Origin of the sequence: Streptomyces hoynatensis (assembly GCF_003626535.1) — a bacterium.
GTDB classification, from domain to species: Bacteria; Actinomycetota; Actinomycetes; order Streptomycetales; family Streptomycetaceae; genus Streptomyces; species Streptomyces hoynatensis.
This window is the reverse complement of sequence record NZ_RBAL01000005.1, coordinates 88,722-101,709: the sequence shown is the minus strand read 5'-3', so window position 1 is coordinate 101,709 and position 12,988 is coordinate 88,722. Positions and strand designations below refer to the sequence as shown.

Sequence of the window (12,988 nt, the reverse complement as noted above, 5' to 3'; positions counted from 1 at the left end):
TCCGGCTCCCCCCGCCGCCCCGGCTCGCCCGGCCGCGGTGAGCCCGACCGCGGCGCCCCCGGACCACGCGTCTAGCCGGCCTGGGATATGTAGCCGCGTATCTGGTCGGCCGTCAGGGCGTAACCGGTCTCCGAGTCGGTCACCGAGCGGGCGAAGACCATTCCGTACACCTCCCCTTCGGTGGTCAGCAGGGGCCCGCCGGAGTTCCCCGGGCGGACCAGGGCGCGGATCGCGTAGATGTCCCGGGTGACCATCGTGTCGCCGTGGATGTCCTGGCCGCGTGCGTCCGTGCGGTGGGCGACGGTCGCCGCGCGCAGGTCGAGGCCGCCGTTCTCCGGGTAGCCGGCGACCACGGCCGGCGTGCCGCGCTCCGCGTCGCCGGCGAGTCGCAGCGTGGGCGCGTCCAGCTCGGGGACGTTCAGCACGGCGACGTCCGTCTCCGGATCGAAGAGGACGACCGTCGCGTTGAGCAGCCGGCCGGTGCCGCCGACCCGGACGGCCACCGCGCTGGCGTCGTCCACCACGTGCGCGTTGGTCATCACCCGGTCGTCGGCTATGACGAAGCCGCTGCCCTCCTGCCCCGACAGCCCCGTGGTCGTGGTGACCTTCACGGTGCTCCGCTGGGCCGCCTCGACCGCGGCCGGGGTGACGTTGTCGCCCGAGGGGGCGGGCACATCCGCCGTCGGCGTGTTCGCGAAGGGGTCGAAGACCTGCGGGAAGCCGGCGTCGGTCAGGGCGCTCGTGGCCCGGCTGAACCAGGTCGGCGCCTGGTCCGGCATCCCCTCCTGCACCCGGCCAAGCACCCAGGAGTCCTGGACCTCCCGGTTCAGGCCGGGGGCCGGGGTGGGCATCAGGGCGCTGGCGAGTATCCAGGCGACGAGCAGCACGCCCACGGCGTTGAAGGCGGCGCCGCCCGCGCCGTCCGCCCAGCGCACCGGCGTCCATCTGGCGGCCCGCCGCAGCCGCAGCGCGAGCGGCCAGGCCAGGGCCTGTCCTGCGGCGGCCGGGACCAGTACGACGAGCAGGGCGAGCAGGGTGGCCGGAGCCGAGCCTGGGTCCGTGGGCTTCACGAGGTACGGCAGCAGCCACACGCCGAGCGCGGCCCCGCCGACGAAGCCGGCCAGGGCCACCACCCCCGCGAGCAGCCCTCGCTGGTAGCCGGGCACGGCGGACAGCACCACGGCCACGAGCAGCAGCAGGTCGAGCAGATTCACCGGTCCCCCCTTCGTCCCGTTCGTTCGGAAATGGAACGGGAGGCCCCTGCCCGGTGTTCCCCAACCCGTCTCCGTTCACTCGTTCGAGTGGGGTTGGCCCGAGCGGGCAACGGGCGGGCGGGCCGGGGTGGTCGTGGAGGGTGAGGCCCGATGGACGCGGGCGTTTCGGAGGCCGCCCGGCGCGCCGGGCGAAGACGAGATTCAGGTGGTGAGCCGCGGTGCTATCCGAAGAGCGGTTTCGTCAGGGTGAGGCCCAGATCCCCTCCCAGGTCGGCGAAGGTGCCGAGCATGACGAGGGCGGCGCCCGCGAGGGCGAGGTCCTTGTGGAAGTGGAGCATGTCGTTCTGCCGGGCCGCCGGATCGGCCACCGCCCAGAAGTTGTGCATGAGGAAGGCGGTGGGGAGCAGGAAGATCAGCAGCAGGAGGGCTCCCAGGTCGGGCCAGATGCCGAAGGCGACGCTGAGGGAGCCGAGCAGCATGAGGAGGCCGGAGCCGAAGACGGCGGCCTCCGGGGCGGGAATGCCCTTCGAGCGCGCGTAGGCCCCCATGGCCCGCGCCTTGGTCAGATGGTTGATCGCCGAGAGGAAGAAGAGGCTGGCGAAAACGATCCGGCCGATGAGTACCAGGACGTCCATGGTGACTCCCAGAGACGGAAGATAGTTGAATTTATAACTATCAAGGTCAGGGTACCCGGCCTTCCGGCTTCCTTACCCCTGCCGAGCCCGGCTTTCCTGTGCCGGCTCTCCTTCACCTTGCTGTCGCCGGCCGCCACCGGCAACCGGAGCGTTTATCACGCGGAGTGTCGGTCATGGGCAAGGGCATCCCCGGGCGAACCAGAGCAAAACGGTGTAAAGCGACCGTGCTTCGTCGCCGGAGAGGTGCCGCGATCCTCGGGGCCTCTGCCCTCCGAGTCCCCGAAGACCGCTACGGCCTCGCCGGCGGTTTCGAAGACCGCGTGACCACGACGATTCCGACGAATGCGAGGGGCACTGTGAGGGGGACGGCACGATCCACGTCGCCTGCGCCGACCACCCCGGCGACGTCGCACCCGGGTGGCCGCACCCGGCGCCGACGGCACGACGATGCGCCCGACACCAGCAGGCAGTTCGCGCGCCTGGCCGAGGTGCCGGCCGGACCCGAGCGCGAGCGGCGGCTGCTCTGCCTGCGCTTCTTCCGTGAGATGACGCAAAGCAGGATCGCCGAGCACCTGGGGATATCCCAGATGCAGGTCTCGCGCCTGCTCAGCCGCACCTGTGCCCGCCTCCACGAGGAGAGAGAGGGAGCCCGCTGAGTCTGCGCGTCGGCGTGCCCGTCACGCCACCCGGGGGCCGGGCCGGTCTCCGGCGGTCCTGAACCCCGGCCCGCGTCCGGGGCGGGCGCGGGCCGGGGGTGGGGCCGAGTGGGGCCCGGGGGGGTGGCTTCCGCCGGGCGGTGCCGCCGGGTGGGCCGATCAGTCGGTGGCGAGGTTGCGGACGCTCACGTTGAGGCGGTTCCAGGCGTTGATGGAGGCGATGGCCATGACGAGGGCGGCCAGGGACTCCTCGTCGTAGTGCGCGGCGGCCTCGTCCCAGACGTCCTGCGGCACGCCCTCCGCGTTGTCCGCGAGGCGGGTGGCGGACTCGGCGAGGGCCAGGGCGGCCCGCTCCGCGTCGGTGAAGAACGGGGTTTCGCGCCAGGCGGCGACGCCGAAGATCCGCTCGTCCCGCTGGCCGCTCTCCTTGGCCTCGCGGGCGTGCATCGTCACGCAGTAGCCGCAGCCGTTGATCTGGCTGACCCGCAGCCGGATCAGGTCGAGGGTCTCCTGGGGGACCGGGCTGTTCTTGAGATACGCCTCGAGATCGAGCAGCGCCTGGATGCCCTTGGCGGCGGGCTTGCGGAGGCTGATGCGTGCCATGGTCGGACTCCTCTGAGTTTCAAGGACTAGTTGGATGAGAGATATCCAGAATTCGGGTACGAGTGAGGCCCCGGCGCCGGGGCCGTGGTCAGGCGCGGGGGGAGGTGAACCAGCTCCGGGTGCGGGCGGGCGTCTCCGGGTACCTGCGCTCGACGGTGGCCTTGACGTCGGCGAGCGTCTGCCCGGCCAGTTCCTTGCGCCAGGCCAGTTCGGCCCGGTGCATGGACTGGGAGACGACGCAGAGCTTCGCGTAGTCCACGTCGTCCCGGCCGCCGGGGCCGTTGCGCAGCACGCCCTCGCAGCGGAAGGCGGGGGTCGCTCCCTCGATCGCCGTCACCACGTCCAGCAGGGTGATCCGCTCGGGGGCGCGGGCCAGCCGGAAGCCGCCGCGCGGCCCCGGGGTCGAGGTGAGGATGCCCGCCCTGGCCAGCGCCTGGAGTTGCTTGTTGAGGTAGGCGGCCGGCAGGTCGTAGAACGCCGCGAGCCTGGCAGCGGTCATCGCCTCGCCCGGCTCGAGCCAGGAGAGGTTCAGGCAGCTGTGCAGGGCCCATTCGACGCCCTCGTTCATCCGCATAACCTGGATGTTAGACGTCCAGGATTAAGGGCGCAAGTCCCGGCGGCTTCGCCGGCCGGCCCGCCCGGCGCCCCGTGTGGCGCCCCGTGTGGCGTGCTTCGGGCGTCCGGCCGCCCTCCGGGCCCCGGCGCGCCGCCGGCCGCCGCCGGCGCGAACGTTCCGACGGCGGCCGGGCGGTGGCGGCTCTCACATGTTGATCATGTGGCCCGCGAGGCCGTGGATGGCCTCCTTGACCGCCTCGCCGAGCGTGGGGTGGGCGTGCACGTTGCGGGCCACCTCGTGCACGGTCAGGTCCCACTGCTGCGCCAGCGTCAGCTCCGGCAGCAGCTCGGTCACCTCGGGGCCGATGAGGTGGGCGCCGAGCAGCTCCCCGTGGGTGTTGTCGCTGATCACCTTCACGAAGCCGTTCGCCTGGCCGAGGCCGTGCGACTTGCCGTTGGCGGTGAAGGGGAACTTCACGACCTTCACGTCGAAGCCGCGCTCCCGCGCCTGCTCCTCGGTGTAGCCGAAGCTGGCGACCTGCGGCTGGCAGTACGTCGCCCGCGGGATCATCGGGTAGTCGAGCTCCATGGTCTCCGCGCCCGCGATCGTCTCGGCCGCGATGATGCCCATCGACTCCGCGGCGTGCGCGAGCATCAGCTTGGCCGTCACGTCGCCGATGGCGTAGATGTGCGGCACGTTGGTGCGCAGGCGGCCGTCCACCGCGATCGCCCTGCGCTCGGTCAGCTGCACCCCGGTGTTCTCGAGCCCGTACCCGTCGACCCTGGGAACGAAGCCGATGGCCTGGAGCACCTTGTCGGCCTCGAGCACCTGCTGTTCGCCGTTGCCCTTGGTGACCGTGACGCGGACGGGGCGGGACGCGTCCGAGTCGTCGATGGCGTCCACCCGGGTGGAGGTGAGCACCTCGATCCCCAGCTTGCGGTACTGCCTGGCCAGTTCCTTGGAGACCTCGGCGTCCTCCAGCGGCACCATCCGGTCGAGGAACTCGACGATGGTCACCTTCACGCCGTAGTTGTGCAGCACGTACGCGAACTCGACGCCGATCGCGCCCGCGCCCGCGATGACGATGCTGCCCGGCAGCTCCTCGCTGAGGATCTGCTCCTCGTAGGTCACGACGCGGTCGCTGAGGGAAGTGCCCGGCAGCAGCCGCGTCGTGGCGCCCGCCGCGATGATGCAGTTGTCGAAGGTGATCGTCTCGGTGCCGCCGGCGCTCAGCGCCACCTGCAGCGTGTGCGGGTCGGTGAAGGTCCCGCGGCCGTCGTACTCGGTGATGTTGTTCTTCTTCATCAGGTAGTGCACGCCGTTGACGCGGCCCTCGGCGACCTTGCGGCTGCGCCGGAACGCCTCGCCGTAGTCGAAGGTCACCTGGCCCTCGACGCGGATGCCGAAGAGCTGCCGCTCCTGGTGGAAGATGTGGGCGAGCTCCGCGTTGCGCAGCAGGGCTTTCGAGGGGATGCAGCCGACGTTCAGGCACACCCCGCCCCAGTACTTCTCCTCGATGACGGCCGTCCGCAGCCCGAGCTGGCTGGCCCGGACCGCCGCGGTGTAACCCCCGGGCCCCGCGCCCAGGACGACGACGTCGTAGTGCGTGCTCATGAAACCTTCACGCCTTCTCTCGCGCTCAACGTTCACGGTGATCTGGAATTGTTCCTGCCCGTCCCCATGACACCACGCCCGGCCGCGCGGCATGTCAGCGCCTCAGCCGCCGCGCACGCCTCTCGCGCAGCCGCGTCTCGGCCAGGCTGGCGGCGAGGAACAGCGGCAGCGCGAGGCCGGTCAGCAGCGCCGTGCCGTTGGCCGCCGCCCACAGAAATCCGCCCCCCAAGCCCCCCGGAACGAGGGCGAATACCGCGGCCACGGCGGTCAGGAGCAGCCAGCCGCCGCACGCGGTGGCCAGGGCCTGGCGCAGCAGCGCTGGCCGGCCGAGGCCGGTTCCGGTGCGCCGCGGGGGCCGGGCGCGGCCTGGCATGAGCCTGAGCCCGGTGGCGAGCAGGGCCATCACCAGCAGGTACCCGGCCGCAGTGACCGCGGCGGTCATTCACTCCACCGGGCCCCTGAGCAGGAAGTGCCAGCCCCGCACGAAGGCGTGCCAGCCGAGCCACAGCCAGGCGGCGAAGAGCACCCAGCGCCCGAGCTGGTACCGCATCAGCGCGTCGAGGGCCTGGCTGAACGTGGGGAAGGAGTCGCCCGCCCGCGCCAGGCCGATGGCCTCCCATACGAAGAGCGCCCCGAGCAGGGCCGCCCAGACCAGATAGCCGAGGAAGGGGTGTTCCGGCATGCGTGCCGCGTTCTCCGAAGCTGCTCTCATGCCTGCATCGTCGCCAGCCGCCCGGCGCCGGCCGGGGAGCGCGGCCCGGCGTGGCGGCGCGAGCAAGCCACGCCGCGCCCTTGCGGCACCGCCGCCCCCGGCCCACCCGCCCCGCAGGCCCGGCGTGCGCCCGAAGGGCCGGGCGCGGCCGGTGGCCGGTGCGGGCTTCGGCGGCGGCCGGCGTTCAGCGGGAGACGGCCGGCTGGGGCCGAAGGCCCCGGAGCGCCGCGCCCTTGAGCACCCTGGCCACCGGCGCGGTCTCCATGCGTTCCACGGCCGGCAGCGCCGCGACGCGCGTGGTCAGGTAGGTGTACAGGGACTCGATGTCGCGGCAGATCACGGAGGCCATGAGGTTCGTCGGCCCGGTGGTGGCCACGCAGTAGCCGACCTCCGGATGCCCCGCCAGGGCCTCACCGGTCTCCGCGAGCCTGGACGGCGGCACCGAGAGCCACATGGCGACCCTGGCGCCGAGGCCGTAGATGGCCCAGTCGTAGTCCACGTCGAAGTACAGCGTGCCGTCGGCGCGCAGTTCGGCGATGCGGCGCCGCACCGTGGTCGGCGACCAGCCGGTGACGGCGGCGAGGTCGGCGACCGGCGCCCTGCCGTCGTCCTTCAGCGCGGCCACCAGCAGCCGGTCCTGCTCGGTCATGTCGGCCAGCGGCCTGCCGGTCACCGGCGGCGGCCGGAGCATGGCGATCTGGCCGGGCGTCAGCACGCCGGACTTGTTCACCTGGCTCAGGGCCTCGCCGAAGAACAGGTGCAGGGCGGTCTGCGCGGTCACCTGCACCACGCCCTTGGCCCGCGGCAGCCGGGAGAGGAGCGTGGCGCCCGGCTTGGCCTTCACCGAGAGGGTGATCTCCGTGCCGCCCGAGAGGAGGCAGACCCACATGGTGTCGTCCCGCCTGGCCAGCGCCATGCCCAGGTCCTCGGCTGCGCTGGGCACGCAGCGCAGCCGCACCGCCGACATGACCTGCCCCAGCGCCACCGCGCTGGTCAGCCCCACCACCCGCACCGCGTCGGCCGAGCGCAGCCGCGCGTAGCGGCGCGCGACCGTCTGGTCCGAGACGCCCAGCGCCTGCGCGATCCGCGAGAACGGCGCCCGGCCGTCGAGCTGGAGCGCGTGGATGAGCTGCCGGTCGATCATGTCGAAAAGCATGCCGTCAAGGCTAGGGGATGTCGGATAGCGCCATGGAGGGGCCGTTGGCTGGAGAGATCCCCCTCGCCCTCGGAGGCTGGGCCCATGACCAGAGGGAACGGTAAGTGGTGGCCGCTGTTCGCGGTCTGCCTCGGCAACTTCATGCTGCTCATCGACGTGACCATCGTGGTGGCCTCGCTGCCGCAGATGGCCGGCGACCTGGACGCCGGCTTCTCCGACCTGCAGTGGGTGATGGACGCCTACGCCCTCGCCCTCGCGGCGCTGCTGATGGCGGCGGGCGCGGCGGGCGACCGGTTCGGCCGCCGCAGGGTGTACGTCCTGGGCCTGTCCGGCTTCGCGCTGGCCTCGCTGGTGTGCGGCCTCGCCCCGAACGCGGGCGTGCTGATCGCCGCCCGCGCGGTGCAGGGCCTCGCCGCCGCGGCCACCCTGGCCACCAATGCGCCGCTGCTCGCCGCCGCCTACGGGGGCCGCGACCGCGGGGTCGCGTTCGGCGTCTGGGGCGCGGTGAGCGGCGCGGCGAGTGCCGTGGGCGTGCTGCTGGGCGGGGTGCTGACCGAGTACGTGGACTGGCGGGCGATCTTCCTGGTGAATTTGCCGGTCAGCGCCCTCGCGCTGCTGATCACCTGGCGCACGGTCGCCGAGTCGCACGGCCCGCGGGAGGGCGCCGGCATCGACTGGCCGGGCACCGTGACGTTCACGGCCTGCGCCGGGGCCCTCACCTACGGCCTGATCAGGGGCGGCGAGGAGAGCTGGGGCGACGCGGGCACCGTGGGGGCGCTCGCGGCCGCGGCGCTCGCCCTGGCCGCCTTCGTCGCGGTCGAACTGCGTTCGCCCGCCCCGCTGCTCGACCTCGCCCTGATGCGCAGGCCCTCGTTCGCCGCGCTGATGGCGGCGGCCCTGGTGCTGACCGCCTCGGCCTTCGCCCACTACACCTTCACCATGCTGTGGCTGCAGAACGTCCTGGGCCTCAGCCCGATCCGGGCGGGGCTGGCGGTGGTGCCGATGGCGGCCTCGGCGTTCGTGACGGCCGGTGCGGGCGGGCGGCTGTGGCAGCGGGTGCCCGCGTGGGCCGCGGTCGGCGGCGGGCTCTTCCTGATCGGCGCCGGGACGCTGGCGCTGACGGCGATATCGGCCGGTTCCGGCCGGTCGGTGCTGCTGCCCGGCCTGATCGTCAGCGGGGTGGGAGTCGGGATGGCCGTGCCCGTGCTGGTCTCGGCCGCGCTCCAGGCGGCGCCGCCGGAGCGGGCCGGCATGGCGAGCGGCGCGGTCAACACCTTCCGGCAGCTCGGCTACGCGCTCGGCGTCGCGGTGCTCGGCACGCTCTTCGCCACCCGCGTCAGCGGCGGCACCTCGGGCACTCCGGCCGACTTCGCGGCCGGGCTCGACCTGGTGTACGTGACCGCGGGCGTGGCGGCCGTCCTCACCGCGGCTCTCGTCGTCCTGCTCGGCAGGCCGCGTGCCGCCGAGGCGGCGCCGGGACCGGTCGAGGCCCCCGTGCCGGAGCCGGCCGCGTAGCGCGCCCCCGCACCACCGCCCCACCGCTGCCGCGCCTCCGCCGCGCCTGCCCCGCTTCCGCCACGGGCCTGACCCGCCTCCGCCCCCGCGCCGTCTCGCCATGGCGGGCCTCCGGCAGGTGCCGGGTCCGCGGCGCCTGCCGGGTACGCGGGCGGGCAGGGGAACGCCCCCTTCCCCGCGTCCGGCGCGAGAGGGGGCGCGGGGGCCGCCCCGGGGCGCCCGGAGACGGCGCGCGAGACGGCGCATGGGCGGCGCGGGGAACGCGGGCGCGCGGACGGGGCGGAGGGGGACCGGGCGAGGCGCGGGGGCCGCGTGGCGGGGGCGGCCGCGCGGTCGGTCAGGCGCCGCCGGCGGGCTCGGCGCTCGCCTGCTCGCCGCGACCCGGCTCGTCGGCCTCCTCCCGGTGGGAGCGGGAGCCGGCCGGGGCGGAGACGGCGACCTGGAGTTCGGGTTCGATCAGCACGCGCGGCCTGACCCTGCCCTCCAGCATGGCGCCGAGCCCGCGTACCGCGCACAGCCCCGGCTCCTCGGCGACGTTCACCGGCATCCCGGTGTGCTCCCTGATGACCGTGTCCAGCAGCGGCATGCCCGCCGCGCCGCCGGTGAGCATGACCCCACGGTCGGCCAGGTCGGCGACCAGGTCGGGCGGGCAGCGGTGCAGCACCGCGCGGATCGTGTCGATCAGCGACGTCATCGGCGGCAGCACGGCCGCCCGCAGGCTGCTCGCGTTCACGCGGACCGTCCTGGCCAGGCCGGTGGCCACGTCCCGGCCCGACACCTCGGCGAGCGGGTCGGCCGTGCCGGCCAGGGCCTCGTGCAGGGGGTGCATCGCCTGGGTGGGCAGCATCAGTTCGTGCTCGTTGCGCAGGTGCTGCACCAGCGCCCGGTCGATCGTCTCGCCACCCATCGGGACCTTCTCGGCGGCCACGATCGAACCGAGCGAGAGCACGGCGACCTCGGTGTGCGCGGCGCCGCACTGCACGATCATGGTGGCCTCCGGCTCCTCGACCGGAAGTCCGCAGCCGACCGCGGCCGTCACCAGGCTGTCCACCAGCTCCACCCGCCGGGCCCCGAGCCCGACCATCGTCTCCAGGGCCGCGCGCCTGGCCAGCGGGTCGGCGTCGTGGGGGACGCACACCGCGGCGCGCAACAGCGGCCTGCGCCGCCAGGCGCGCCGCAGCTTCGTGCCGACCAGCGCGCGGAGCATGCGCTGGGCCATGTCGATGTCCACGACCGTGCCGCCCGTTACCGGCTTGATCACGCGGATGTTCGCCGGGGTCCTGCCCGCCATCCGCTCGGCCGGGGTGCCGACGGCGATCAGCGCGCCGGTCTTGGTGTTGACGGCGACGACCGAGGGCTCGTCGACGACGAGGCCGTTGTTCTTGAGGTAGACGCGGGTGCGGGCGGCGCCGAGGTCCGCGGCCACGGTGCAGCGGCGGAGGTGATCAAAGGTGAGGGTCATACGATCAGGCTGAATGCCGGATCGATGCCTCGCCCGCTGGAGTACGCCGACCGGCGGAGACGATGCGTCAGGTTCCTTCAGATGGTGGCCGCATCGGCCGTCTCGTCCGCCGCCGCCCCCGCCTCGGCCGCCTCGGCCCCGGCCGGTCCGCGGGCGTCCGCCGGGCGTTCTCCCGGCTCGAACTGGGTCCGGTACAGCTCCTCGTACCGCCCGCCGGCCGCGAGCAGCGTCTCGTGGGTGCCGCGTTCCACGATCCGGCCGCCCTCGACGACGAGGATCTGGTCGGCGGCGCGCACGGTCGAGAGCCGGTGCGCGATGACCAGCGAGGTGCGCCCCGCCAGGGCCTCGCCCAGCGCCTCCTGGACCGCCGCCTCCGAGGTCGCGTCCAGGTGGGCCGTGGCCTCGTCGAGGATCACCACCCGCGGCCTGGCCAGCAGCAGCCGCGCGATGGTCAGCCGCTGCCGCTCGCCGCCGGAGAGGCGGTAGCCGCGTTCCCCCACCACCGTCTCCAGTCCGTCGGGAAGGGCGGCCACGAGTTCGGTGAGCCTGGCGCGGCCGAGCGCGTCCCACAGCTCCTCCTCGGTGGCCTCGGGCCGGGCGAGCCTGAGGTTGGCGGCGATGGTGTCGTGGAACAGGTGCCCGTCCTGGGTGACCATGCCCAGCGTCCGGCGCAGCGAGGCCGCCGTCAGGTCGCGTACGTCCCGCCCGCCGACCCGCACGGCGCCCGCGTCCACGTCGTAGAGCCGCGGCACGAGCTGGGCGATGGTGGACTTGCCCGCCCCCGAGGAGCCGACGAGCGCCACCAGCTGCCCGGGCTCCGCGCGGAAGGAGACCCCGTGCAGCACCTGCTCGCCGCCCCGCGTGTCCAGGGTGGCGACCTCTTCGAGCGAGGCCAGCGAGACCCGGTCCGCGGCCGGGTAGGCGAAGTCCACCGACTCGAACTCCACCGACACCGGCCCCTCGGGCACCGCCTCGGCCCGCGGGCGCTCGGCGATCAGCGGCTCCAGGTCGAGCACCTCGAACACCCGCTGGAAGCTCACCAGCGCGCTCATCACCTCGACCCTGGCGCTGGCCAGCGAGGTGAGGGGCGTGTACAGCCGGGTGAGCAGGAGGGCGAGCGAGACGACGGCGCCCGAGTCGAGGCTTCCGCGCAGGGCGTAGAAGCCGCCGAGGCCGTAGACGAGGGCGAGGGCGAGGGCGGAGACGAGGGTGAGGGCGGTGACGAAGAGCATCTGCAGCATCGCGGTCCTGATGCCGATGTCCCGGACGCGCCCGGCCCGCACGGCGAACTCCCGCGACTCCTCCTCCGGGCGCCCGTACAGCTTGACCAGCGTCGCGCCGGGCGCGGAGAACCGCTCGGTCATCTGCGCGGACATCACCGCGTTGTGGTGCGCCGCCTCGCGCGACAGGCGCGCCAGCCTGGTGCCCATCCGCCGCGCCGGCAGCACGAACACCGGAAGCAGCAGCAGCGCGAGCAGGGTGATCTGCCAGGAGATCCGCAGCATGACGGCCAGCGCAAGCAGCAGCATGACGATGTTGCTCAGCACGCCGGAGAGGGTGCTGCTGAAGGCGCGCTGGGCGCCGAGCACGTCCGAGTTCAGGCGGCTGACCAGGGCGCCCGTCCGCGTCCTGGTGAAGAAGGCGATCGGCATCCGCTGCACGTGGTCGTAGACGGTGGTGCGCAGGTCGAGGATCAGGCCCTCGCCGATGCGCGCGGACAGCCACCGCCCGGTGAGCCCCACCGCGGCCTCGGCCACCGCGATCGCCGCGATCAGCACGGCGAGGGTCACGACGGTGTGCTGCGACCGGCCCTCGGAGATCGCGTTCACCACCCGCCCGGCCAGCACCGGCGTGGCCACGGCCAGCAGCGCGGAGCCGACGCTGAGCACGAGGTACCACAGCAGCTCGCCGCGGTGCGGGCGCGCGAAGGCGCCGATCCGCCGCAGGGTCTTCCGGTCGAACGGACGCTGGTCGTCCTTGGCGTGCCGCTGGCTGTAGAGCTGATGCCAGGCGGCCATTTCCATACTCACGCCGCCAGACTCTATGGCCTCAACTTAACTTGAAGTCAAGGGCTCGCGGGCCCGCGGCGGCGCGTCCGGCCCCCGCGGCGGTCCCGGCCGGGTGTCCCCGCGCCGAGGCGTGCGCCCGGGGTGCGGCGTGCGCCCGGGGCGTGACGGGTGCGGGCGGGCGCGCGGGGGCGCGCCGGTTCAGGGGGTGTGGCCGCGCCGGGGGCGGGGGAGCGCGGCGGCGAGGGCGGTGACCGTGGCGCGGCGCCGGCGCAGGGCGGCCTCGTCGGTCGGCTCGTCGAGCAGCATCCGGGTCACCTGGGGGGCGGCGAAGTTCCACGCGACGAGGCTCAGCAGCGTCTGGAGCCAGTCCTGTGCCTCCCGCTCCCGGCCGGGGTCGCGGCACAGCGAGCGGATCAGCTCCCGGTACTCGGCCCGCCGGGCCTCCTCGCCCGCGGCCGGCCCGTCCCGCGTCTCCAGGGCCTCCCATAGCACGAGCCGGACGACCTCGGGCCGCTCGGCGTACGCGTCGAACAGGCGCTCCGCGGAGGCGGCGGGGTCCTCCGGGTCGATCCTGGCGGCCCGGCACAGCTCCTCGATCCTGACCTGCACCACGGCGGCGAAGAGCTTCTCCTTGCCGCCGTAGTAGAGGTAGATCGCCTGCTTGTTGGCCTCGGCCCTGGCCGCGATGCGGTCGATTCTGGCGCCGGCGAGGCCGTGGGCGGCGAACTCGGCTGCGGCGGCCTCGAAGATGCGCCTCCGGGTCGCCTCCGCGTCGTAGGGGGAACGCGTAGTGCTCATGCCGCCCCACTTTAAACCAACCGGTTGACTTTATTGCCCCCCGCGTGTGAGGCTCTGC

12 protein-coding genes and 1 pseudogene are annotated in these 12,988 nt (G+C 73.7%); 2 read left to right on the top strand and 11 right to left on the bottom strand.

Features of this window, described 5'->3' with window-relative positions:
- Nucleotides 1-71: 71 nt before the first annotated feature.
- Both D7294_RS10740 and D7294_RS10735 read right to left on the bottom strand, forming a co-directional pair.
- Nucleotides 72-1,214: a MarP family serine protease gene (locus D7294_RS10740; RefSeq protein WP_120678170.1), complete on the bottom strand. Its 1,143-nt coding sequence runs from the start codon at nt 1,212-1,214 to the stop codon at nt 72-74.
- Between the two features lie 221 nt (nt 1,215-1,435).
- Nucleotides 1,436-1,849 carry a DoxX family membrane protein gene (locus tag D7294_RS10735; protein ID WP_120678168.1) on the bottom strand — a complete coding sequence of 138 codons (414 nt, stop codon included), beginning with the start codon at nt 1,847-1,849 and terminating at the stop codon, nt 1,436-1,438.
- A 500-nt stretch (nt 1,850-2,349) separates the two neighbouring features.
- Between D7294_RS10735 and D7294_RS33095 the strand changes: the two are divergent.
- Nucleotides 2,350-2,505, top strand: a pseudogene (locus D7294_RS33095) (sigma-70 family RNA polymerase sigma factor); the annotation flags it as partial.
- A 159-nt stretch (nt 2,506-2,664) separates the two neighbouring features.
- On the opposite strand, the gene D7294_RS10725 reads toward D7294_RS33095, so the two are convergent.
- The 6 genes from D7294_RS10725 to D7294_RS10700 all read right to left on the bottom strand — a co-directional run bounded on the left by D7294_RS10725 (nt 2,665) and on the right by D7294_RS10700 (nt 7,146).
- Complete coding sequence (locus tag D7294_RS10725; RefSeq protein ID WP_120678166.1) at nt 2,665-3,108, bottom strand: carboxymuconolactone decarboxylase family protein; 444 nt, start codon at nt 3,106-3,108, stop codon at nt 2,665-2,667.
- An 88-nt stretch (nt 3,109-3,196) separates the two neighbouring features.
- Complete coding sequence (locus D7294_RS10720; protein ID WP_120678164.1) at nt 3,197-3,682, bottom strand: RrF2 family transcriptional regulator; 486 nt, start codon at nt 3,680-3,682, stop codon at nt 3,197-3,199.
- 186 nt (nt 3,683-3,868) lie between these two features.
- On the bottom strand, nt 3,869-5,278 hold the full coding sequence (gene lpdA / locus D7294_RS10715) for a dihydrolipoyl dehydrogenase (RefSeq protein WP_120678162.1): 1,410 nt from the start codon (nt 5,276-5,278) through the stop codon (nt 3,869-3,871).
- Nucleotides 5,279-5,372: 94 nt separating this feature from the next.
- A complete protein-coding gene (locus D7294_RS10710; RefSeq protein WP_120678160.1) occupies nt 5,373-5,720 on the bottom strand; it encodes a DUF6256 family protein in 348 nt (115 codons plus the stop codon).
- Nucleotides 5,721-5,990 carry a DUF6186 family protein gene (locus tag D7294_RS10705; RefSeq protein ID WP_147450813.1) on the bottom strand — a complete coding sequence of 90 codons (270 nt, stop codon included), beginning with the start codon at nt 5,988-5,990 and terminating at the stop codon, nt 5,721-5,723.
- A gap of 184 nt (nt 5,991-6,174) precedes the next feature.
- Nucleotides 6,175-7,146 carry an Lrp/AsnC family transcriptional regulator gene (locus D7294_RS10700; RefSeq protein WP_120678155.1) on the bottom strand — a complete coding sequence of 324 codons (972 nt, stop codon included), beginning with the start codon at nt 7,144-7,146 and terminating at the stop codon, nt 6,175-6,177.
- 84 nt (nt 7,147-7,230) lie between these two features.
- On the opposite strand from D7294_RS10700, the gene D7294_RS10695 reads away from it, so the two are divergent.
- Complete coding sequence (locus D7294_RS10695; RefSeq protein ID WP_120678152.1) at nt 7,231-8,661, top strand: MFS transporter; 1,431 nt, start codon at nt 7,231-7,233, stop codon at nt 8,659-8,661.
- 337 nt (nt 8,662-8,998) lie between these two features.
- Here D7294_RS10695 and D7294_RS10690 read toward each other — a convergent pair whose 3' ends face one another.
- The 3 genes from D7294_RS10690 to D7294_RS10680 all read right to left on the bottom strand — a co-directional run bounded on the left by D7294_RS10690 (nt 8,999) and on the right by D7294_RS10680 (nt 12,930).
- Nucleotides 8,999-10,123: a rod shape-determining protein gene (locus D7294_RS10690; RefSeq protein ID WP_120678150.1), complete on the bottom strand. Its 1,125-nt coding sequence runs from the start codon at nt 10,121-10,123 to the stop codon at nt 8,999-9,001.
- A gap of 77 nt (nt 10,124-10,200) precedes the next feature.
- Nucleotides 10,201-12,147, bottom strand: a complete 1,947-nt coding sequence (locus D7294_RS10685; protein ID WP_422070682.1) for an ABC transporter ATP-binding protein — start codon at nt 12,145-12,147, stop codon at nt 10,201-10,203.
- 183 nt (nt 12,148-12,330) lie between these two features.
- Entirely contained in the window at nt 12,331-12,930 is a 600-nt protein-coding gene (locus tag D7294_RS10680; protein ID WP_120678145.1) for a TetR/AcrR family transcriptional regulator, read from the bottom strand.
- Between the last annotated feature and the right edge of the window lie 58 nt (nt 12,931-12,988).

Excerpts from the sequence above, each read along its gene's own strand:
- D7294_RS10735 (WP_120678168.1), bottom strand. The coding sequence starts at position 1,849 with ATGGACGTCCTGGTACTCATCGGCCGGATCGTTTTCGCCAGCCTCTTC.
- D7294_RS10725 (WP_120678166.1), bottom strand. The coding sequence starts at position 3,108 with ATGGCACGCATCAGCCTCCGCAAGCCCGCCGCCAAGGGCATCCAGGCG.
- D7294_RS10720 (WP_120678164.1), bottom strand. The coding sequence starts at position 3,682 with ATGCGGATGAACGAGGGCGTCGAATGGGCCCTGCACAGCTGCCTGAAC.
- lpdA (WP_120678162.1), bottom strand. The coding sequence starts at position 5,278 with ATGAGCACGCACTACGACGTCGTCGTCCTGGGCGCGGGGCCCGGGGGT.
- D7294_RS10710 (WP_120678160.1), bottom strand. The coding sequence starts at position 5,720 with ATGACCGCCGCGGTCACTGCGGCCGGGTACCTGCTGGTGATGGCCCTG.
- D7294_RS10705 (WP_147450813.1), bottom strand. The coding sequence starts at position 5,990 with ATGAGAGCAGCTTCGGAGAACGCGGCACGCATGCCGGAACACCCCTTC.
- D7294_RS10700 (WP_120678155.1), bottom strand. The coding sequence starts at position 7,146 with ATGCTTTTCGACATGATCGACCGGCAGCTCATCCACGCGCTCCAGCTC.
- D7294_RS10695 (WP_120678152.1), top strand. The coding sequence starts at position 7,231 with ATGACCAGAGGGAACGGTAAGTGGTGGCCGCTGTTCGCGGTCTGCCTC.
- D7294_RS10690 (WP_120678150.1), bottom strand. The coding sequence starts at position 10,123 with ATGACCCTCACCTTTGATCACCTCCGCCGCTGCACCGTGGCCGCGGAC.
- D7294_RS10685 (WP_422070682.1), bottom strand. The coding sequence starts at position 12,147 with ATGGAAATGGCCGCCTGGCATCAGCTCTACAGCCAGCGGCACGCCAAG.
- D7294_RS10680 (WP_120678145.1), bottom strand. The coding sequence starts at position 12,930 with ATGAGCACTACGCGTTCCCCCTACGACGCGGAGGCGACCCGGAGGCGC.